General features: G+C 63.2%; 17 protein-coding genes and 1 pseudogene. 2 read left to right on the top strand and 16 right to left on the bottom strand.

Annotation, left to right across the window (positions count from 1 at the left end; translation table 11 throughout):
* Positions 1-29: 29 nt before the first annotated feature.
* Complete coding sequence (locus ACIGJE_RS27845; protein ID WP_415084510.1) at positions 30-1361, bottom strand: four-carbon acid sugar kinase family protein; 1332 nt, start codon at positions 1359-1361, stop codon at positions 30-32.
* 19 nt (positions 1362-1380) lie between these two features.
* Positions 1381-2649, bottom strand: a complete 1269-nt coding sequence (oiaX, locus tag ACIGJE_RS27840; RefSeq protein WP_483680987.1) for a 3-oxo-isoapionate-4-phosphate decarboxylase OiaX — start codon at positions 2647-2649, stop codon at positions 1381-1383.
* A 205-nt stretch (positions 2650-2854) separates the two neighbouring features.
* Between oiaX and ACIGJE_RS27835 the strand changes: the two genes are divergently transcribed.
* Entirely contained in the window at positions 2855-3577 is a 723-nt protein-coding gene (locus ACIGJE_RS27835; protein ID WP_311943496.1) for a transcriptional regulator NanR, read from the top strand.
* 236 nt (positions 3578-3813) lie between these two features.
* Here the strand turns inward: ACIGJE_RS27835 and ACIGJE_RS27830 are convergent, their stop codons facing one another.
* The 14 genes and pseudogenes from ACIGJE_RS27830 to ACIGJE_RS27765 all read right to left on the bottom strand — a co-directional run bounded on the left by ACIGJE_RS27830 (position 3814) and on the right by ACIGJE_RS27765 (position 19133).
* Positions 3814-4842, bottom strand: a complete 1029-nt coding sequence (locus tag ACIGJE_RS27830) for a Gfo/Idh/MocA family protein (protein WP_415084506.1) — start codon at positions 4840-4842, stop codon at positions 3814-3816.
* Positions 4842-5906 (bottom strand): ABC transporter permease, encoded by a 1065-nt coding sequence (locus ACIGJE_RS27825; RefSeq protein WP_311943500.1) that lies wholly within the window; start codon positions 5904-5906, stop codon positions 4842-4844. Before ACIGJE_RS27825 ends, ACIGJE_RS27830 begins: the two co-directional genes overlap by 1 nt.
* The gene (locus tag ACIGJE_RS27820) at positions 5903-7459 is read right to left on the bottom strand and encodes a sugar ABC transporter ATP-binding protein (protein ID WP_367624556.1); all 1557 of its coding nucleotides are present in this window, start codon (positions 7457-7459) and stop codon (positions 5903-5905) included. Before ACIGJE_RS27820 ends, ACIGJE_RS27825 begins: the two co-directional genes overlap by 4 nt.
* Before the next feature lie 20 nt (positions 7460-7479).
* A complete protein-coding gene (locus ACIGJE_RS27815; protein ID WP_415084503.1) occupies positions 7480-8139 on the bottom strand; it encodes a DUF2291 family protein in 660 nt (219 codons plus the stop codon).
* 88 nt (positions 8140-8227) lie between these two features.
* Positions 8228-9169, bottom strand: a complete 942-nt coding sequence (locus ACIGJE_RS27810; protein ID WP_367624558.1) for a D-ribose ABC transporter substrate-binding protein — start codon at positions 9167-9169, stop codon at positions 8228-8230.
* A 93-nt stretch (positions 9170-9262) separates the two neighbouring features.
* Entirely contained in the window at positions 9263-10612 is a 1350-nt protein-coding gene (locus ACIGJE_RS27805) for an MFS transporter (RefSeq protein ID WP_415084501.1), read from the bottom strand.
* 144 nt (positions 10613-10756) lie between these two features.
* Positions 10757-11584: a phosphogluconate dehydrogenase C-terminal domain-containing protein gene (locus ACIGJE_RS27800; protein WP_415084499.1), complete on the bottom strand. Its 828-nt coding sequence runs from the start codon at positions 11582-11584 to the stop codon at positions 10757-10759.
* A 451-nt stretch (positions 11585-12035) separates the two neighbouring features.
* Positions 12036-12938 carry an NAD-dependent epimerase/dehydratase family protein gene (locus tag ACIGJE_RS27795; RefSeq protein ID WP_415084497.1) on the bottom strand — a complete coding sequence of 301 codons (903 nt, stop codon included), beginning with the start codon at positions 12936-12938 and terminating at the stop codon, positions 12036-12038.
* 22 nt (positions 12939-12960) lie between these two features.
* Positions 12961-13842: a glycosyltransferase family 2 protein gene (locus ACIGJE_RS27790; protein WP_415084495.1), complete on the bottom strand. Its 882-nt coding sequence runs from the start codon at positions 13840-13842 to the stop codon at positions 12961-12963.
* Between the two features lie 279 nt (positions 13843-14121).
* Positions 14122-15201 carry a YkvA family protein gene (locus ACIGJE_RS27785; protein WP_415084493.1) on the bottom strand — a complete coding sequence of 360 codons (1080 nt, stop codon included), beginning with the start codon at positions 15199-15201 and terminating at the stop codon, positions 14122-14124.
* 187 nt (positions 15202-15388) lie between these two features.
* Positions 15389-15691: pseudogene (locus tag ACIGJE_RS27780) on the bottom strand (transposase); the annotation flags it as partial.
* A gap of 354 nt (positions 15692-16045) precedes the next feature.
* Positions 16046-16918: a hypothetical protein gene (locus ACIGJE_RS27775; protein ID WP_415084491.1), complete on the bottom strand. Its 873-nt coding sequence runs from the start codon at positions 16916-16918 to the stop codon at positions 16046-16048.
* Positions 16919-17019: 101 nt separating this feature from the next.
* Positions 17020-18372 (bottom strand): ATP-binding protein, encoded by a 1353-nt coding sequence (locus ACIGJE_RS27770; RefSeq protein ID WP_415084489.1) that lies wholly within the window; start codon positions 18370-18372, stop codon positions 17020-17022.
* A complete protein-coding gene (locus tag ACIGJE_RS27765) occupies positions 18372-19133 on the bottom strand; it encodes a response regulator (protein WP_415084487.1) in 762 nt (253 codons plus the stop codon). Before ACIGJE_RS27765 ends, ACIGJE_RS27770 begins: the two co-directional genes overlap by 1 nt.
* A gap of 305 nt (positions 19134-19438) precedes the next feature.
* Here ACIGJE_RS27765 and ACIGJE_RS27760 point away from each other — a divergent pair, with 305 nt between their 5' ends.
* Positions 19439-20785 carry an efflux RND transporter periplasmic adaptor subunit gene (locus ACIGJE_RS27760; RefSeq protein WP_483680982.1) on the top strand — a complete coding sequence of 449 codons (1347 nt, stop codon included), beginning with the start codon at positions 19439-19441 and terminating at the stop codon, positions 20783-20785.
* The last annotated feature ends 2 nt before the right edge of the window (positions 20786-20787 follow it).

Below are 20787 nucleotides of genomic sequence, written 5' to 3'. Positions count from 1 at the left end.
GCTGAGAGAAATGCGATCGGCCGTTGTGATCAAACCGAGCTGCGGCCGTCGCGTATCATCGAAAAATAGTCGTCGCCGCCGACCTGACCGCCTTTGAGCGCGATCTCCAGGCCATCGAAGGCCGGCGCGGCCGCATAGGCCGTGCACAGGGGGGAGCCGGGGCATGACGGCAAGGGCAGCCTCGTCGTCAGCGCGAAGATCCCGAGCTCGCGCAAGGCGTGGCTCGACGTATCACCGCCGGCAATGACCGCCCGGCGTAGGCCCGCCCGTTCGACGAGGGCCTTCTGGATCCGGCCCAGCGCCACGCCGATGCGGTTGCGGTCCCCGTCATCCTCGAACCCGTCACCGATGTCGGTGCCTGGTCCGAGCGCGGTGTAGAGGACGACGCTGCGTCCCTGCTCCAGCCTTTCAAGGCCGGTGGTGACGGCTTCGGCAATGGCCGCCTCGCCATGGCTGATGAGCGCACGCGGGTCCAGCGCAACGCCGTCGAACCCGTTGGCGGTGGCATGGCGGATCTGCCGCTCCGTGGTGGGGGAGCAGCTCCCCGACACCACGGCGATGCGATCGGCAATGCCGGGCGCAGCAAAGGAGGTTTTCCCGCCGACTACCCCGCTTTCCTGCCAGGCGCGCAGCAGCGCATATTCGACACCCGAAGACCCGGCCATGAAGGGCCCAAGCCTTGATTGCAGGCGCAGAAGCTGGCGCCCCGCCTGCAGTTGCGTGGCATCGTCGTTGACATCGAGGAGGACGATGTCCTCGCCTCTCGCCAGCACGGCATCGACGATGTCGTCGGCATCGGCCGCTGCCAGCGCCGCGATGTCGACGAGGCCGATACTGCCCCGCGTCTGCCGGGCAAGGTGCAGGCGAAGGTCCGCCTCGTCCATCGGCGTCACCGGATGGCGGCTCATCACCGGATGGCGGTCGATGCGATAGACCTGGCCCTGATAGCCGGCGAACAGGGTACCGAAGCTGGTGTAGCGCCGGAGCTGCGGGGCCCCAACCACCAGTGGAACCTGCCGCTGTCCGAAGACCTTGCTGCCGATCTCGATGGCGCGGCCGATATTGCCGATCGCCGGGCTGGAGTCGAAGGTGGAGCAGACCTTGTAGTGGCAGACGCCTGCTCCGAGCTGCTTCAGCCATTCGAAGGCCGGGGTAAGCTCGGCATCCATCCAGGCCGGACTTTGGCTGCGGCTGGTGCCGGCGAGGCCGATGGCGTCGCACTCACCCAGGCGTTCGCGCTGCGCCGCGGTGGGCGGCTGCAGGAACAGGGCGGTACGCACGCCATGGGAGGCTAGTGCCTCCATCACATCGGTGGAGCCGGTGAAGTCGTCGCCATAATAGGAGAGCAGCAAGCCCGGCATCGTTCTTTCCTTGTGGGGCTCAGGATGCAGCGGCGTCCGCGCCGAATTTCTGCAGGGATTGAGCGAGTTCGCGATGCTCGCGCGCATAGGCTTCGAGCGGCACGCCCTCGACCGCGGCCTCCCAGGCTTGCCTGACAGCGCGCACGCCCGCCGCCGGGCCGCCGGGATGGCTGACCACCCCGCCACCGCACAGATAGAGCAGGTCCACGGTCTTGCCGGTACGGGCATAGGTATCCGGCGCCTGGCCGCCCCATTGGCCCGAACAGACGACCGGCACGGGACAGACATCGCCCTCGAACAGGGGCGTCGTCACCGCCTGGAAGGAGCGCACGAAAGATTCGTCCGACTCCCAGTATTTGGCGCGGATACCGTTGATCTGGAACTGATCGATGCCGAGCAGCCGCCAGAACTGCTGGTAGACCTCGAAATCCATGCCGAGGCCGGGATGCCGCGTGAGGATATCCCAGCCATTGCGATGGGCGTGCAACGCCAGATGCGAGCGCTTGCGCAGGAAAGACAGACCGCCAAGGCCCACCGAATTGATGTTGATCACCGCAGCATTGCCGCCGGCCCGCACGACGATGTCGTGGTTGCGCATCATCTCGTCGGGATCGCTGTGCGAGATGCCGAAGGCATACATCACCTTCTTGCCGGTCTTCTGCTCATGATCGAGAATGACGGGCATGATCGCCTTCACGCGATCCTCGAGGCTGGAATAGGCCGGGCTCGCCAACTTCTCGTCGTCCTTGATGAAGTCGACCTCGGCTTCGACGAGTTCGCGCACCTGTTCGGCCGATTCGGGCGGGCGCAGGCCCAAGGCAGGCTTGACGATGGAGCCGATCACCGGCCGATCGACGACGCCGGTCAGCCGCCGGGTACCCGCCATGCCGAATTGCGGGCCGGGATAGGCAGCCGTGAAGGCCTCTGGCAATTGCATGCCAGCGACGCGAATACCGCTGAACCCCTTGATCGAATAGACGCCGCCTATAGTGATCGTCATCAGCGCCGCCAGGTCGGTGCCGATCGCCTCGATCGGAAAATCGATGTCGACATCGGCACGCCGATAGATTGCGCCGACCGGTGCCGACGGGTCGGGAATCGAGGGAACATCCAAGGCCTCCAGGGGGCGGATTGCCGCGACCCGTGCGGCGACACGCGCCTTGAGCTCCGGCGTCTCGCCCGGCAGGCTGACGAAGGTACCGGTCGACTGATCACTGGCAATCTTGGCGGCCAGCTTCTCGACATCGCCGGCCGTCTCGATGCGATAGGTCATGCGGATGACGGACATGGTACCCATTCAGTCTGGGCACTCGCAGCGCCCGGTCTGGAATTGCTTAACAGGTATGATGAGTATATCATGACTTAAGTTGAAGCAACGGAAATTCGCCTTGTCTGTTTCCAGACAGCGGTGGCACTGTTGCAGGAGCGGACTTGCCTCGCGGAAGAACAGGCGGCAAAGACCGCCGAACCCACTGCCTCAATCGGAATGCCCCATGCCCCTCACCGATCAACGCATTGTCCGTCGCAAGCTCTCCGACGAGGTTTTCGACCGCCTCAAGGCGCTGATCACTGGCGGGGAACTGCAGCCGGGAGACCCCTTCCCTTCCGAACGCGAATTGATGGACCGCCTTGGTGTCGGCCGTCCCGCCATCCGCGAAGCCATGCAGCAGCTGAGCATTTTCGGCCTGCTCACCATTTCCCATGGCGAGCGCGCGCGCGTTCGCCAGCCGACCGCCAAATCGATCTTCCAGCAGGTCGACGATGCCGCCAGCGTGCTCCTGTCGAGCTCCCCGGCCTCGCTGGAGCATCTGAAGGAGGCGCGCCGTTTCTTCGAGCTGGGCATGGTGCGCCAGGCGGCGCAGAAGGCCGACGCACAGGCGGTCACCGGGTTGCAGGAAGCCCTGGCGCGCCAGCGCGCAAGCCTTGGCGACGCCGATGCCTTCATCAATGCGGACATGCTGTTCCACACGCGCATCGCCGCCATCTCCGGCAACCCGCTGTTCGAGGCGATGAGCGAGGCCATGCTCGGTTGGCTGAAGCAGTACCACACCGACCTGCTGATCTGGACCGGCAAGGAGAACTACACCTTGTCCGAGCATGAGGACATCCTCAACCGCATCATCGCGCATGATCCGGACGGGGCCGAACAGGCGATGGTCCGACACCTCGATCGTTCCGCCTCGCTCTACGTTCACCAGACCGTAGCGTCGGCCTGAGAAAGCGTCGAAGAATAAACGAATTGAATTGGTTTGACCTTTGTCATTGCCGGGCTTGACCCCGCAATCCAGCTCCCCATCCAGTCTTTTGAAGACGGGGCCGCTGGATGCCCGGGTCAGGCCCGGGCATGACAAAGGCGGCGTTTCAGTTATTTCCAGACAATTCCTAAACGCCCCAGCGGGAGGAACGAAGCGCCAGGGATGCCGACGCCTCGTGGCTCATGGGGCGGGCGGCATCAGATCGAGGCCATCTCGATCGTCTGGCCACTGGCGGCGCTGGCATAGGCCGCCTCGACCAGGGCCATCGTGGCGATGTTGTCCCGCCCGCTGGTAGAGGGTTCCTTGCCGTTGCGCAGGCAATGCAGCCAATGGCGCTGGATGGCGAGCACGCTCTCCTGGATATTGTGCCAGGGACGCGAGGCCCAGGGCAGCAGAGGCGGCGACAGGTCGACCTCCTCGCGCCCGCCGGGCCCGTTCACGACGAGCCGATAGCCCGTGCCGAGCCGCAGCGTGCCCGCCGAACCGTCGATCTCTACGAGCGTCTCGGGGAAAGGATCGACCGGCAGCCTTGTGGCATAGCTGCAGTCGACCACCGAGGACAGGCCGCCCTCGTGATCGAGCAGCATCGTGGCGACGTCCTCACCCTTGATGGCAGGGTTGACCCGCTGGGTGCGCGCGCTCAGCTGAGTCACCTCGCCAAACAGGAAGCGGGCGATGTCGAGGATATGGATGCCTAGGTCCTCGATGATAAAACGCTTGCCTTCGGCGAGATAGGGTTGGCCGCTGAAGACGTCGAAGCCGGAACGGAAGGACACGCGTGCCCAGAAGGGCCGGCCGATGGCATTGGCGTCGAGACGCGTCTTCACAGCCTGGATCGCACTCTGCCAGCGGAAGTTCTCATGCACCATCAGCGGCACGCCGGCGTGGCGGCAAGCCTCGACCATGGCGCGCGCATCCGCCATCGAAAGCGCGAAGGGCTTCTGGCAGATGACTGGAATTCCCATCTTCGCCGCGAGCTCGACGAGCGGTCGGTGGCTCGCCACGGTGGTGGCGATATCGACGAAGTCCGGCTTCTCCGCCCGGAGCATCTGCTCGGCATCGCCATAGCGCCTGTCGATGCCGAAAAGCTCACCGGCATGGGAGAGACGTTCCGGGTCGCGGTCACAGAGGGCGACGATGTCGACGCCCTCGGCGTCTCGCCAGGCATGGAGCTGGTTGATGGCGAAGAAGCCGCAACCGATCAAGGCACCGCGATAGGACGCCATCAGGCCAGCCTCGCCATCTGGCGCAAGGCAACGCGCTGCTGCAGCCGGCGCTGGGCCTGGTCCACCACCACGGCAATGACGATCACCAGGCCCTTGATCACCATCTGCCAGAACTCGCTGACCCCCATCATCACCAGCCCGTCGGAGAGAATGCCGATGACGAAGGCACCGATGATGGTGCCGCCGATGGTGCCGCGCCCACCCGACATCGAGGTGCCGCCGAGCACCGCCGCAGCGATGGCATTGAGTTCAAAGCTCTCGCCGGTGGCCGGATGCGACGCCATCAATTCGGAGGAAACCACCAGGCCGACGACGGCGGCGCAAAAGCCCGAGAACATGTAGACGAAGAGCTTCACCCGGTTGACCCGGATACCCGATAGCCCCGCGGCGCGCTCATTGCCGCCCACGGCGAAGATGTGGCGGCCGAGTGGCGTGCAGCGCGCCATATAGGCGGCAGCCAGCGCCAGCACGGCAAGGATCCAGACCGAGGCCGGCAGGCCGAGGAGGCGTCCGGCTCCCAGGACGGCATAGCCCTGCGTACCGAAATCGGCGCGGCCGACCAGATTGGGGAAGGTCGCGCCATCGGATGAGAGAAGCGCCAGGCCGCGGGCGATATAAAGCGTGCCAAGCGTCGCGATGAAGGGCGCGACATTGAGCTTGGTGATCAGCAATCCGTTGACGGCGCCGATCAGGATGCCCACCAGCAGGGTGATCGCCATCACCTCGTAGATGTTGAAGAAGATGGTGTAGCCGATGCGAAGGTCCAGGCCGTTGAGGATCAGTCCGCCGGCGACCATGCCGCACAGGCCCACGATCGATCCGACCGACAGGTCGATGCCGCCGGTGACGATGACGAAGGTCATGCCCATCGCCAGGAACGCATTCAGCGCCACGTGCTTCGACATCAGGATGAGATTGGCCGTGCTGAGGAAGTTCGGCGCCGCCAGCGAGAAGAAGATCAGCACGGCGAACAGGGCGATGAAGGTGCGCAGCTTCATCAGGTTCAGCGCAAGCGAGCCGCTTCCGGCGGACGGATGGTTCAAGGTGTCCTGCGCGACTGTCATGCCGGCGCTCCGTGATTTGCAGAAGATGGGGAAGGAACGGGGCCATGGCCGAGCGCGGAGGCAGCCACCACCTTGGCGGCCGTCGCCTCGGCCCGCTCGAACAGGGCGGTGAGCTTGCCGTTGCTCATCACGGCGATGCGATCCGACAGTGCCATCACCTCGTCGAGATCGGAGGTGACGAACAGGATGCCGAGGCCGTCGGCGGCGAGCCGCCGCATGGTGCGGAAGACATCGGCCTTGGCGCCGACATCGATGCCGCGGCTGGGCTCGTCCATCAGCAGCACTTTCGGGCCGGTCATCAGCGCCTTGCCGATCACCACCTTCTGCTGGTTGCCGCCGGACAGGGAACTCACCTCCAGCTCGGGATCGGCCACCTTGATCGACAAATCCTTGACGGCGGCGCGAATGGCGGCCTGCTCGCGGGCCCGCCGGATATGGAAGCCGGCGAGGAAACGACCGAGGGAGGCCATCGACAGATTGGCGGCGATCGAGAGGATGCTGACCAGCCCTTCCCTCTGCCGGTCTTCCGGAATCAGGGCCAGGCCCCGGCGGATGCGCCCCGTCACATCCTTTTCCGCCACCGGCTTGCCGTCGACGAAAAGGCGGCCGGTGGCGTGGCGGTGGCGTCCCATCACGCATTCGAAGAATTCGCTGCGTCCGGCTCCCATCAATCCGTAGATGCCGACGATTTCGCCCTGCCTGACCGACAGGGAGACATGGTCGACGGCGAGCCCTCCGCTCACCCGCGGCAGGCAGACGTCCTCAGCGCGGAAGACTTCCGGACCGAGCGGATGATCCTGCGTCTTGGCGAAGTCCTTGGCGTCGGAGCCGATCATCTGGTGCACGATCCAGGGCACGTCGACATTGGCGATGCGCTCCTGCCCGGTGACACGGCCATCGCGCAGCACGGTGATGTAGTCACCGATGCGGATGAGCTCTTCGAGCCGATGGGAGATATAGACGATGGCGACGCCCCGCGCCTTGAGATCGGCGATGACGCGGAAGAGGATCTCGACCTCGGCGGCACTGAGGGCGGAGGTCGGCTCGTCCATGATCAGGATGCGGGCATCCTGCGCCACCGCCTTGGCGATCTCGACCAGTTGCTGCTGGCCGATGCGCAGATCCTCCACCGGCGTGCGGGCATCGATGCCGGCCTCCAGCCGTTCCAGGAATTCGGCGGCACGGCGCTCCTGCTCGCGATGGTCGATGCCAAGGGGCAGCCGCACGATTTCGCGGGCCGCGAAGATGTTCTCGGCAACCGAGAGATTGCCGAATAGGTTGAGCTCCTGGAACACCATGCCGATGCCATGCGCCACCGCCTCCCCGGCATCGCGGAAGGTGACAGGCTTGCCGTCGAGCAGGATGCGTCCGTCCGTGGGCTGCACGACCCCGGCAATGATCTTCATCAGCGTGGACTTGCCGGCGCCGTTCTCCCCGACCAGAACGTTCACGGCACCGCGCCGCACGTCGAAATCGGCATGCCTGACGGCGACCGTGCCGGAATAGACCTTCGACACGCCTTCCAGGCGCAGGACGACGTCGTCATCGGACATGGCAGGGCGGCCTTCCTGGGTCATGACCCTGCCCCGAGGCTCAGTTCGGCCGGCGTCACCAGCGGCGGCTTGCCGCCCGGCTCCAACACATAGGCGCCGAGCACCGTCACGGAGCGGCCGACCAGCTTTTCACGCGGCAAAGCCTGCAGCACATCGGCATTGACCCGGGCGTTGAAGGCCTTGCCGAACTGGGCGTATTCGATCTGGTTGGTGAAGGCGTTGAAGGACACGAAATCCAGGCTGTCGCGCAGCGCAGTGCCGCGCAGGGCCGGACCGATCTGCACCACCATGTCGGCCTTGCCATCCCCGTCGACATCGACGTCGATGGTGGCGGCGCGCGAGCCGGTATTCGCCGCCACGACGCGGCCCTCGGCCTTGACCACATAGGTCCAGGGCACGGTGCCTTCCTTGGCGCGATACCCATATTTCTGCCCGGCCTCGTCTGCATTCTTCGCGGCGAGGTCGCGGACGACGACGAAATCGCCCGCCTTCGCCTTGAGATAGGGCAGGACCTTGGCTGCCCAGATCGCGTCGACGGCTTTGTCCGGGTCGAAGACGGGGCCAACGCCCGAAGCGCCGACCTGTCGGGCAGCCTGTACTTCGGCAGTCGGCGCGATCTTGCACGCTGCAAGGGTGAGCGCCATGGCGGCGATCATCAGCCTGTTGGCAAGCCTGGGCATGGATTGGCTCCGGCCTCGATTGTCGGGATCAGGAACAGGCCCGGGACGCCCCGTGGGAGGCAGATCCCGGGCAATCTTCATCGCAGCGTCAATTCGCCAGCGCGAAGGTTTCGAGCTTGCCGGCATTGTCGGGCGTGATGAGCACGCAATCCATCAGCTGCTTTTCCTGCGCGGGGCCCTTCTTGGTCTTGATGTAGGTGTCGGCCTGCTCGACGGCGGTCTGGGCCTGGAGATAGGCGGGCTGCAGGACCGTTGCCTTGATGCCGCCCTGCTTGATGGAATCGCGCACATCGTTGGAACCGTCGAAGCCGACCACGATCACGTCCTTGCGACCGGCGGCCTGCAGCGCGGCGATCGCCCCCATCGCCATGGTGTCGTTGCCGGAGATCACGCCCTTGATGTCGGGATTGGCCTGCAGGATGGTCTCCATCTTGCTGTAGGCCTCGGTCTGGCTCCAATTGGCCGACTGGCGCGCAACCATCTTGAGGTCGGGATAGTCGTCGATGACGTCGTGATAGCCCTTGGAGCGGATGCCGGCATTGGTGTCGGCCTCCCGGCCGACCAGTTCGACATAATTGCCCTTCTCACCCATCAGCTTGACGAACTCCTGCGCGCCGGCCTGGGCACCCTGGTAGTTGTTGGAGACGATCTGGGCGACGGCAATGCCGGCGACGTTGATCTCGCGATCGATCAGGAAAGACGGCACGCCGGCATCCTTGGCTTTCTGCACGGCGGCCACCGTGGCGGCGGCACCGGCATTGTCGAGGATGATGGCCTTGGCGCCGCGGGCAATGGCGGTGTCGATCAGCTGCGACTGCTTGTTGGCATCATCGTCATGCACCAGCACCAGCGTGTCATAGCCAAGCGCCTTGGCCTTGACCTCGGCCCCCTGCGCTTCCGCCTTGAAGAAGGGGTTGTCGTGCGACGGCGTGATGATGGCGATGAGATCGGCGGCCAGGGCCGTGCCCATTGCCGCTGATGCCATCACGCCGGCAAGCGCAGCGCCCAGCAAAAGTCGTTTCAAGCTCATGTCGTCCTCCCATTTGTCTGTTGGCGGTTCAGTCTGTGATGGCCGCCGGTTGCATCCGGCGGGTCTTTCTTGGCTATTGGCGCGAATACGCCCTCATGGCTTGAGGGCTGCGTAGGCCTGCGAGGCCTCCCCGCTTTTCCTGATCTCCCGTCCGACCAGGAAGGCGAGGACGGCCGAGAGCAGCATGAAGGCTCCCACGATGATCATCGGGGCCTGGTAGAGGCCGGTGTAGTCCTTGACGGCGCCGGTGACGTAGGGTGCGGCGAAGCCGGCGACATTGCCGATCGTGTTGATGAGGGCGATGCCGGCAGCGGCCGCTGCACCCGACAGGAAACGCCCTGGCAGGGACCAGAAATTCGGCAGGGCCGCGAAGATGGCGCAGGCCGTGACGGTGATGCAGGCGACCGTGGTCTCGGGCGACGGCATATAGAGAGCCAACGGGATGCTGACCGCGCCGACCAGGGCCGGAATACCGATATGCCAAGCCCGGACCCCGCGCTTCGTCGCGTCCCGGCTCCACAGATAGAGCGCGATTGCCGCGGGAAGATAGGGAATGGCGATGACCAGCCCGGCCTGGAACACGGTGAACTTGGTGGCGAACTTCGCCTCGAAGCCGGAAACGATGGTGGGCAGGAAGAAGGCCAGTGCGTAGAGGCCATAGATCATGCCGAAATAGATCAGCGCCAGCATCCAGACCCGGCCGCTCGACAGGGCCGCGCCGATCGAACCATTGTGCGGCTCGCGCTTGGTGCTGTCCTCGCGGGCAAGTTCGCCGATGAGCCAGGCCTTCTCCTCGGCGCTCAGCCATTTCGCGTCCTTGGGTGAATCCGGCAGGTAGAACCAGGTGACGATGCCGACCAGGACGGCCGGGATCGAGACGCCGAAGAACATGATCCGCCAGCCTTCGAGGCCGAAAAAGCCATGGGCCTGGATCAGGGAAGAAGCCAGCGGCGCGCCGATCACCGTCGTCATCGGCTGGGCGATGTAGAAGAGGGCGAGAATGTTGGCCCGGTGGCGGGCCGGCACCCAGGTGCTGAGATAGAGGATCGCGCCGGGGAAGAAGCCCGCCTCGGCGATGCCCAACAGGAAACGCAGGACATAAAGCTCGGTAACGCCGCTGACCCAGGTGAACAGCAGCGAAACGATGCCCCAGGTCACCATGATGCGGGCAAGCCAGCGGCGGCCGCCGAATTTATGCAGGGCCAGATTGCTGGGAATTTCCAGCAGGATGTAGCCGATGAAGAAGATGCCGGCGGCAAAGCCGAATTGCGTGGCGGTAAGCCCGAGATCCTTGGTCAAGCCGTGCGGGCCGGCGAAGGAAATTGCGGTCCGGTCCAGGAAGTTGATGAAGAACATCAGGCCCAGGAACGGCGCGAGGCGCCAGGTCGCCTTACGAATGGCCGACCGTTCGACGGGGGCGATCGCGAGGGTATTCGAGCTCATTTTTCCTCCCAATGAGCAAAGCGTCGCCTCCTGTGTGTTCTTTTATGGAGGGCGCCGGCGGTAGGCTGCTCGACGGATCGTCGGCAAGCCCGGTCAAATGCGGGCAGCCGCCACCAAGGGGTGACGGCTGTCGCAAGGTCCCGTTCAGGTGATGCGGCGGATGCTGTCGGCGATCTCGTTCGGCTCGAAGACCCGCTTCCAATCGTTCCGCATGAGGGCTGGCTTGCCGAAGGCAATGGCCTTGTTGCAGGCGTCGGAGAACACGCCCTTGACCTCGTCGAAGATCACGGCGCCGAGCACGTTCATGTGGCCGAGCAGGAAGTCGCGAGCCGCCTCGTGGGGAACGCCCCGGGCCACGACCTCGTCCATGGCCTCGCGCATCACCACCAGAAGGGTCGCGCAGACGGTCTCTGACAGACCCGGCTCCAGCAGCGCCATCTGCTCGACGGTGACGCGATGGGAGCGCATGACTGGTGCCCAGATCACCTTGGCGATCTCCTCGCCAAGCGCATAGGCACTCTCGGGGCCCTGCATCAGCGCGCTGACGATGTGCTGCTTGGCAGCGATGCCGCCGAAATGGTCCTGCTTGGCGGCCATCTCCGTCTCGTCGTTGAAGATCGGCGGGTGGCAGGGATGGGTTACGAAATAGGTCAGGTCCGGGCGATCGGGCAGATGGCCGGCGAAAGGCGCGGCGGCGTCGAGCACGACCACCATGGTGCCAGGCTCGAGCTTGTCGGTGATGCCGGCGGCAACCTTGCCGATCAGCGTATCCGGCACGGCGAGGATGACCACGTCGACCCCTTCCAGAGCGGCATCCGGCGCGACGCTGTCGAGGCCAAGGCCGGTCTTGAGACGTTCCTGACCAGCTGCGCTCACCTCGACATGCCGCACCTCGAAGCTCGACGCCTTGAGGTTGCTGGCCAGCCGGTAGCCCATCTTTCCGCCGGCGCCAAAGAGCGCGATCGTCGTCATGCAGATCTCCTCTCGAATTCGAGAGGCTTATAGATCTACTGGTATGATGAGTCAATCATCACTTATGATAATGATGTGCTTTCGACCTTTTTCTCCGCTCAATGGTGCCGATGCCGCCATACCGGCGAACGGCCACCATCCCGCGCGGGAGAACGCGCGCAGGATTTAGCCTTATTGTAAATATATATCAATATGTTATGCGTATTCTTGAAACTATTGCATAAAGACATGCAGGCAACGCTTATACCTGGTCCAAACGGTAACGCGCCCCAGCATTACAGTTGCCATCTCCACGCGAAAGAGATTTGGAGTGTCGGCCTCCCGGCTGACACTCCGCGTATTCCGTTCCCTTTAGACAAACGCAATTGCCGTGCTAGGCGGATCGCCATGCCACTCGTGGAAGGTGACTTACATCCCTGGCGCGGGCACCATCATCGACCACGGCGTCGGGCTACGCCTCCAGGCGCGCCTGCCACCATTGTATCGTCTCCGACAGCCGGTCGCGCATGGTCCCCATCGGTCGATATCCGACCTCGTTGCGCAGCCTCGTCACATCGGCAACGATGACCGGCGGTTCGTTGGGGCGATCCGGCAGGGCGCCGAAGCAAAGCTCTCCGACACCGCCCGCAACCGCGCGGATCTCTTCGGCCAATTCCTTGATCCGCAAGGCTTCTCCCGAAGCGATGTTGACCGCGCCATTGACCTTCGACACGGCAAGCCGCGCCAGGGCTTCGCCGGCATCGCGCACATTGGTGAAATCCCTGACCTGCACGCCCGACGACATCAGCACGGGGCGCCGGGCCAGGAGATTCATGACGATCGAGGAGACCAGCCTGTTAGGATGTTCATTCGGCCCGAACAGAAAGAACAGCCTGCCCCAGGCGAACTCGATGCCGCGCGTTGCGGCCAATTCCTCGATGATCCGGCGGGCGGCATCCTTGGAAACGGCATAGAGCGTGCTTGGTCGAATGTTGGTTTCCACCTCGCTGCAGGCATGGCCTGACGACAGGTCATATTCCATGCAGGTGCCAGCACACACGATGCGCCGCACCCCCGCCTGGTGGGCGGCCGAAACGAGCTGGATCGTCGCCACCGTCCATCGCAGATTTGCCTCCGCATCCCAGAACTTTCCATGCTCCACATCCCAGGCCAGGTGAAGCACGACTTCCGGCTTGGATACGGCAAGGGCGACCTCCGCCATCGAAGGATCAAGCAGGTCGGCGACGATGATCTTGCATCCCTGCATGGTCGCGAGTTTACGCGAGACGACGAAGACTTCGTGTCCCGCCGCCGCGAGCGACGCGGCGGCCCATCTGCCAATAAACCCCGTCCCGCCTGTAACGAGTACACGCATTATTGCCTGCCCATGATATTACTCAGAAATCTGTATTGTAGCTGGCACCGCCAAGATCCATGAGCAGCTTTCTCTTGATAACCTTGCGAATCTTGTAGACACGCCGATCAACATAGATCGGCAGTATTGACTGAAGGATTAGCTTTTCAACCTTTGAATACTGAGATCGTTCGATATATAGGCGGCACTGTGCGGAAAATTTCTTGCGAAGCCCGGTCATCAATGCAAGCGGAGGAGAGGCCCCCTTCTGAGGCGAATACCCCTTGACGACGAGGCGCTGAACGAAGAGCGCCTCGGGCACGACGACGACCGCCTTTTCGAGCAGCGACGGGAACAGGATCAAATGATCGAGGGCCCAGGGATGGGCGAATGCGCGCCAGCATTCCTCGAAGTCCGCGAGCAACCGGTCCCGGCGCCACAGGCCGTAGAACCATCCGGCATGCGAATTGAACATCAGCTGGATGATCGAGATCAGGTTTGATTGACCGACGAAGGGCTTTGGGCGGCTGATGCGCACCGTCTTGCTGAGGGTTTGCGTGCGGGTGGTCGGTACGGCCACGTTTGCGCTCGGCTCAGCCACAAGAGAAACGTAGAGCCTTTCGATATAGTCCGGCGCACACAGATCATCATGGGCACGCCACATGACGAACTCGGCTTCACAATCTCTCAGGACACTGAGGAAATTGGGCATCGCCCGAATATTTGTCGGATGCCTGATATATTTGACGCGGCTATCCCTGGCTGCGAACTCCTGCGCAATCTCAGGCGTGGAGTCCTGAGAGGCGTTATCGTATATGCGTATCTCGATATCTCGAAATGTCTGAGATATCAGGCACTCAAGACAGTCTCGCAGCTGCTCCGCGCCATTATAGACTGGAACACCCACTATTACTTTCGCAGTCATTGCATTTATCTACCTGCACCCGATGGACAGAAAGGCGACCCAGCACCCCGGGCGCCGCGCAGCGCCCCGTGTGAACGTTGCGGGATTCAACGGAAGGCACCGGCCGGACCCCGAAAGTCTTGCGGACTTTCCATGCTCCGTATTCCTGGCCTTGGGTGACCGGAACATCAGCACTAAGGACATGGACGGTGACTGAAACTTGGCGCTTCGATTAAGATTTGTTACGAGTTGTTATGCCGCAGGAATATCTCTCGTCGACGCGAAGTTTTTACTGCTGATCTACTGATATTCGATCCGTCGCAGCATTCGCTGTACGGAGGCGCTATCGGGCCTTCGGCGCGCAAGCGAGCTGCCGCCGCGTTTATATTTGGTCAGCCGGCCTGCCAGGAAAGCGAGCAATGCGATGATGATCGCATCGTCGACATATCCGTAGAAGGCGGAATCGGGGATCAGGTCATTGGGCATCAGGCTGTATGAAACGGCCGCGATACCGAGCAGCACCGGTGCCACAAAGCGGACAAGATGGTCGTTCTTCCACCATTGCTTGCGCTTCCTGGCGATCCGCACCCGGGATGACCGGTCCCCAGCCAGGTTCTTCGGCCGTGCCGGCGCATCGCCGGACAGGATGTCGCGCCCCTGCTCCCTGAGCATATGGAAATAGGGATCGTCGGCGGACTCGGGGTAGAAATCCAGCAGTTCGAGAATGCCCCTCACCGTTTCGTGGTCGAGACCATTGCCGCGGCCGCGAACCCCGACATTGAGGCGGCTGGCCGCCTTGCCCTGTACGGCTTGAACTGCCTGCCTGATCTGGTCATCGGAGACGGCGGCCTGCGCGAAGTTCAGCACCTCCTTGGTGATCTCGACAGGCCCCTCGATCAGTTCTTCATAGGTAATCAGCAATCTGTTCGGGGCATTGCGCCAGCTGACATAGAAGTTCAGGTACCAGGGAATGGCGAGGCGAGCGATCATGCGATCCAGGGTCGCGTCGTCCAGATGCGCATGTTCCGGTCTCAGCCAGATCATCGGCCACAGATTTCCCTCGCGCCGGATGTGATCGCGCAGGCTGACGACGCAATCGAAGAGGCTCCGAACCAAAACGATGGGGGTGATGCCATAGTCCTGGCACATCTCCTCGGTCCAGCGATGGTTTCGGATGTGCAGCTGGGCGACATAGTCCTGATCATCGATCTGTTGCAGATAGAATTCGTCGAGCTCCTGCTCCCTGCGTCCGGCGGCCGGAAGCGGAACGGCTCGCTTGAAATCTCCGATTTCGCTGATGATGTCCGAAAGGAAGGTCGATCCGGACTTCGGCATGCAAGCCAGAAGGATGTGAGTGCGCCGCTTTCCGTTTTCGGTCATCGTCTCTCGCAGTTGGCATATTTGGTCGTTTGAAGGGGACTGAGGTGCGAATGCCGGATCCCGGCCGGACTCAGCCGACATCCGGCTTGTTCACGACCACCTTTGACCCGACCGGAAATTCCAAGCGCTCTCCGGCAAAGGGGGACGCCGATTGCCGGCGCCATCTGGAGACAGGCGCAAACAGGCGCGCCCTGATATGCTCGCCGTCGACCGAAAGGTCCTTCGGCACGGGCCCCGCCGCGGCCAGCCCGGCGAAAATCCGGTGCCAGACATGCCGTTGCGACCAACGATGGAAACGATTGTAGATCGTGCTCGGCCGGCCATAGACAGACGGCACGTCGCACCATCGACAGCCCGTCCTCAGGACATGGAGTATACCCGAGATCACCCTACGGTCGTCGACACGGGGTTTTCCGGCCTCCCCGTGCGGAAGATGCGGCTCAAGAGCCCCCCATGCTTCATCTGACAGCCAATAGAGGCTCTCCGCCATATCACGTCCTCTCGAGATTCACTCCGGCTCAGGCATATGAGTACGCGCACCAGGCAGAGCCGCCTTCGCAAAATTCGCGGATTAACTTTCCAAGAATCGCCCCTATAAAATTAATTACTTTTAGAATCGTATATTTATTAAAGATAATTGATAAATAATATTGAATTACGATTACTATATATTGATATATATTTGTTATAATAAATATTCAAAATTATTTACTTACAATTCAAGATATTAAGAAATATTACGGAATAGCGAGGTCGATCCGAGTCATGCCTGGAGCGGCCTTCCATGGTTGCGGAAGGCGGCCATTTCTGCCCGGTAATCGATGCTCGGTTTTCCGGCAGGCGTTCAGTTGGGGAACACTCTGCGCCCAGGGTTGGCTGGCCGCCCGGTCATTCTGCGCAACAACTGGTCGAGAGCGGCAAGGCCGTCCCCGATTATGTCAAGCGGACCTCTTGGATAATGCCACCACAGCCAGGCTGCGGTCCGCCTGGCGAACGAGCCTTTGCTGGCCACCCCATCGTTCCCCCAGGCCCGCATGATCAGACGAGCCCGCTTGCGTGGGCTTCCGCAGGCATACTGGCTCGTTCGATTGTCTGCAACGAGGAGCCCTCCCTGCTCCCCAGCGCGAAATGTCTGGCTCTGCATCCAGCGCCCCGGCGGCCAGGCGGCGCCGAAGCGATCGACGACGAAAGGCGTGAGGCCCCGCGCCATGACCTGCCTGGTCATCCCATTTGGACCAGCCTCGAACAGGTGATCGTCCAGGACCGTCCTGGGATCGCCGAGTTCGAATGCGTTGAACAGTGCGGTCCGGACCATGAAGGCATTGCTGCGGATCGCCATGTTGGGAAAGGGCTGGTCCCAGGCCGCTTCATGGGAGCCGGTGGCACCGACCAAACCGCAATCGGCATTGCGATCGAACGCTCCGACATAATGCGCGAGCCAATTGGCGGCGAGGACCCGGCTCCACGAATTGAAAACCAGGATGAACTCGGTGCCGCAGCTTTCCGAAACCTCCCGATAGATCGAGACCGGCGTGCGCTCGTCGGCAAAGTGCATCACCTTGGCGGAGGCGCAGGGCAAAGCCGCGAGGTCGGGCTGGTGCGGAAGCCGGTCGCCGATGGCATACCCCTTGGCGGCAAAGACGAAATCATACTCTGCGCCAGCCGGAAAGCGCCTGATGCTGCGAAAGAAGGCGCGGGCGTAACGAAGATCGTTCACGTGTCGCCAAAGATACAGGACGGTAATGCGGGGCACGAAGTCCTCATTGTGAGACACGCGATGCGAAGCTCCCGAAGCCCGCTGCGCGAGCGCAGGACGGTTCAGCGCGGATGATCGAGTGCGCCGGCGGACAGGGAGAGCTTGACCTTGAGGCCATGCGGAACACGGTCTGCGAGGACGATGTCGCCGCCGTGCCGCCGCACGATATCCCTGGCTATCGACAATCCCAGCCCGAAGCCCCCGCCGTCCTGCGTGCGGGCAGCATCAGCCTTAAAAAAAGGCTCGAACACCCGCTCGCGCAGATCGGCGGGAATGCCTGGCCCGTCGTCGTCGATCTCGATCTGGGCCTGAGGCTGGGGCTGACGGTCGATGAGCGTGACGGTCACCGCACCGCCATGCTTGACGCCATTCTCGACGATGTTGGTGATAGCGCGGGTCAGTTCCCTGGGCCTCGCGCTCCAGGTCAGCTTTGCGGGGCCCTGATAGGTGACGGCATGACCCACGTCGACGAACTGGGAACATATCGTCTGCAGCAGGCTCGGCAGGTCGATCCGCGACATCGCCTCGAACCGGCCATCCTCGCGCAGATAGTCCAGCGTCTCGTTGAGCATGTGCTCGACATTGGCAAGGTCGGTCAGCATCCCCTCGCGGAGCCTGTCTTCCGGCACTCGCTCGGCGCGGAGCCGGAGCCGGGTGAGCGGTGTCCTCAAATCATGGCTGATGGCGGCCAGCATGCGCGTGCGATCGTCCAGCAGGGCCTTGATACGGGTACGCATATCGTTGAGGGCTTCGGTGACCTGCACAATCTCGCGGGGGCCTCCGCCGAGAATGGGTTGCACATCCTGCGGGGAACGACCGAAGGACTGGGCCGCCGCTGCGACGGCCGCCAACGGCGCGGTGATCGAGCGCACCGCATAGACGGACAGCAGCATCACAAAGATCAGTACGATCGAGAGAACCAGAGCCGTCGGTGTCAGGAACAGGGGCCACGGCGCAGCACCGATCGCAGCGTCGAAGACCAGGGCATGGGCCGCGTCGAGCCGCACGACGATCTGCTGCAACGGTCCGGGCGCGTAGTGCCGCCCTTCGAGGACCTCGACGCCATTTCCCGACCGGACGTGCCGCGGAACCGGGCTGCTCCACAGGGACCAGTGGGCCTCCTCCGGGGCGGACGCCAGATCCGACAGGGCGACCCGTTCCACCTTCACGCCGGCGTTGCGGATGGCAGCAAGGACGATGTCTGCCTCCGCGGGCGTCCTCGCTGCCTTGATGAACTGGGTGACCCGCACGATGCGCGAGGCCACCGCCGGCGGAGAATCGTCCGGCGGAGGCGCGCTGAACAGCAGGAGCGCGAGGATGATGTTGATGATCGTGCCCAGCAGCACCGAGACCACGACGAGACCGGTGACCTGCGTCGTGATGCTGCGCGGGACCAGACGTTCCCAGGCTCGCATCAGTCCGGCCCGACGGCAGGCGTGAAGACATAGCCGCCCAGCCGGACGGTCTTGATCATCAGGGGATCACGTGGATCCGCCTCGATCTTCTGGCGGATGCGGCTGATATGCACGTCGATGCTGCGCTCGATCGGCCCGACCGAGCCGCCATGGACGAGTTCGAGAAGATGCTCGCGCGACAGGACCTGGCCGGGATGGCGGCAGAAGGCGAGAAGCAGGTCGAACTCGACGCTGGTCAACGAGATGCGCACGCCCGCCGGATCATAGAGTTCCCGGGCCGTTGGATCGATACGCCAGCCGGCAAAGCACAGGCCGCGTTCGCGCGAAGGCCCTGTTTGCGCAGTGGCCGCCGCCCGGCGCAGGAGAGCCCGGATGCGGGCGACCAACTCACGCGAATTGAAGGGCTTGGAGACATAGTCGTCGGCACCGATCTCCAGGCCGACGATACGGTCGATCTGGTCGCTGCGCGCCGTGACCATGATGATCGGGATGGCGGATACGGCCCGCAGCCGCCGGCAGACGCTGAGGCCATCCTCGCCCGGCAACATCAAATCGAGCACCACGAGTTCGACGCCGCCGCGCTCGAGCACCCTGTCCATCTCCGCCGCGGAACCGACGCAGGAGGCGGCAAAACCGTTCTCCTCCAGCACGTCTGCGAGCAGGCGCGCAATCTCGACGTCGTCCTCGACGCAGAGAATATGCGGCCTCGCCATCGGCGTGGTGTGAGAAGCGGAAGGAAAGAGGGTCTGTTCGGCTGCCATGGCAACATCTTAGCGGCGCGATGCCCGAGAGGCACCGCCCCGATTATAATTTTTTGTTGCACAAATCACGCTCCACTTCCGGACGAGGCAACAATTCGTAACATGACTTAATCCCAGCCCGGCGAGGCAGGGACTATCCTGTCATTCGATCAGAAGGCGGCATGACGTCGGCGTCGCCTCGGCAGGAGCCACTTTTTTCCAGATGACTTCATCTGCACGAGCAGCCCAGCGTCCCAGACCGTATGGCAATTGTCACGCGAAGCGTCTGGCGGCCAGGGCCATGTCTTCACGTGAAAGCCATGGTCATGCCCAGGACTAAGAGCACCGCAACCCTGCGCGAGGCCCTTCCGGGCGAGCATGAGCATGGTTCCGACGCCACCCGGCCTGGCACCGCGACGCCACATGCCCGATCGCCAAGTCCTTCTGCGCCGCGCCGCGGGCACTGGCAGCGCCGGATCTTGCGGTTGGTGCTGATATCAGCCGCAACCGTGCTGCTCGGCTGGCTCGCCAAGACGCAATTGTCGCCCGTCCCTGCCGCCAACCTGATCACCGCACCCGCCATGCTCGGCAACATCGAAGAAAGCGTCGTGGCAACCGGCACGCTCAAACCGGTCAAGCTCATCGCCGTCGGTGCCCAGGTCTCCGGCCGGATCACCGCCCTCAAGGTCGCCGTCGGCCAGAAGGTCCGGGCCGGCGATCTCATTGCCGAGATCGACGCCTTGACCAAGGAGAACGACCTGCGTTCCGCCCAGGCCACGCTCGACAATGTCCGCGCTCAGCGCGACGAGAAGGTGGCGAACCTGGCCAGGAACCAAGCCACGCTTGCCAGGCAGAAGCTGACCTTCGCCCAGAATGCCTCTTCGCGCGCCGACTATGACTCCGCCGAGGCGGACGTGAAGGCGACACAGGCCCAGATTGCCCAGCTCGACGCCCAGATCGTCGAAGCCGAGGTCTCGGTGTCCACCGCCAAGGTCAATCTCGGCTATACGAGGATCACGGCACCCATCGATGCCACCGTGCTCGCGGTCAGCGTGCAGGAAGGCCAGACGGTCAATGCCACCCAGTCGGCCCCGACGCTCGTGGTGCTCGGCGATCTCGACACCATGACGATCCGGGCGCAAATCTCCGAGGCCGATGTCGTCAAGGTCAGGCCGGGCCAGCAGGTCTACTTCACCATTCTGGGTGAGCCGGAACGGCGCCTGCATGCCAGCCTGCGCTCCATCGAGCCCGCGCCGGAATCGGTCAAGACCGACAGCAGCTTTTCGACCGACAGCGCTTCGACGAGCAGTTCGTCCTCCTCCTCCACCTCATCGGAGGCGATCTACTACAATGGCGTCTTCGACGTACCCAATGCCGACGGACATCTTCGAACCTATATGACGGCCGAAGTGCACATCCTCCTTCGAGAGGCCCGAAACGTCCTTACCGTCCCGGCAGCGGCCCTCAGCGGGCCCGAGGCGGACGGTGCCTTCAAGGTACGGGTCATCCAGGCGGATGGCGCCGTTGCAAGCCGGCCCGTGAAGGTCGGGCTCGACAACAAGATCAATGCCGAGATCTGGGACGGTCTGCAGCCCGGCGAGCGCGTGGTGATCGGCGAGACGGAAGCCGCGCCGACCAAGACGATGGCGGGGCCTCCGCCGGGAGGCATGTGACC

The sequence above is a fragment of the Labrys sp. E2SS-1L genome (assembly GCF_057073705.1).
The sequence above is the reverse complement of the archived record's forward strand: the minus strand, read 5'-3'. Positions and strand labels throughout refer to the sequence as shown.

Coding starts and splice junctions, on each gene's coding strand:
- ACIGJE_RS27845 (WP_415084510.1), bottom strand. CDS start 1,361: ATGCCGGGCTTGCTGCTCTCCTATTATGGCGACGACTTCACCGGCTCC.
- oiaX (WP_483680987.1), bottom strand. CDS start 2,649: ATGTCCGTCATCCGCATGACCTATCGCATCGAGACGGCCGGCGATGTC.
- ACIGJE_RS27835 (WP_311943496.1), top strand. CDS start 2,855: ATGCCCCTCACCGATCAACGCATTGTCCGTCGCAAGCTCTCCGACGAG.
- ACIGJE_RS27830 (WP_415084506.1), bottom strand. CDS start 4,842: ATGGCGTCCTATCGCGGTGCCTTGATCGGTTGCGGCTTCTTCGCCATC.
- ACIGJE_RS27825 (WP_311943500.1), bottom strand. CDS start 5,906: ATGACAGTCGCGCAGGACACCTTGAACCATCCGTCCGCCGGAAGCGGC.
- ACIGJE_RS27820 (WP_367624556.1), bottom strand. CDS start 7,459: ATGTCCGATGACGACGTCGTCCTGCGCCTGGAAGGCGTGTCGAAGGTC.
- ACIGJE_RS27815 (WP_415084503.1), bottom strand. CDS start 8,139: ATGCCCAGGCTTGCCAACAGGCTGATGATCGCCGCCATGGCGCTCACC.
- ACIGJE_RS27810 (WP_367624558.1), bottom strand. CDS start 9,169: ATGAGCTTGAAACGACTTTTGCTGGGCGCTGCGCTTGCCGGCGTGATG.
- ACIGJE_RS27805 (WP_415084501.1), bottom strand. CDS start 10,612: ATGAGCTCGAATACCCTCGCGATCGCCCCCGTCGAACGGTCGGCCATT.
- ACIGJE_RS27800 (WP_415084499.1), bottom strand. CDS start 11,584: ATGACGACGATCGCGCTCTTTGGCGCCGGCGGAAAGATGGGCTACCGG.
- ACIGJE_RS27795 (WP_415084497.1), bottom strand. CDS start 12,938: ATGCGTGTACTCGTTACAGGCGGGACGGGGTTTATTGGCAGATGGGCC.
- ACIGJE_RS27790 (WP_415084495.1), bottom strand. CDS start 13,842: ATGACTGCGAAAGTAATAGTGGGTGTTCCAGTCTATAATGGCGCGGAG.
- ACIGJE_RS27785 (WP_415084493.1), bottom strand. CDS start 15,201: ATGACCGAAAACGGAAAGCGGCGCACTCACATCCTTCTGGCTTGCATG.
- ACIGJE_RS27770 (WP_415084489.1), bottom strand. CDS start 18,372: ATGCGAGCCTGGGAACGTCTGGTCCCGCGCAGCATCACGACGCAGGTC.
- ACIGJE_RS27765 (WP_415084487.1), bottom strand. CDS start 19,133: ATGGCAGCCGAACAGACCCTCTTTCCTTCCGCTTCTCACACCACGCCG.
- ACIGJE_RS27760 (WP_483680982.1), top strand. CDS start 19,439: ATGCCCAGGACTAAGAGCACCGCAACCCTGCGCGAGGCCCTTCCGGGC.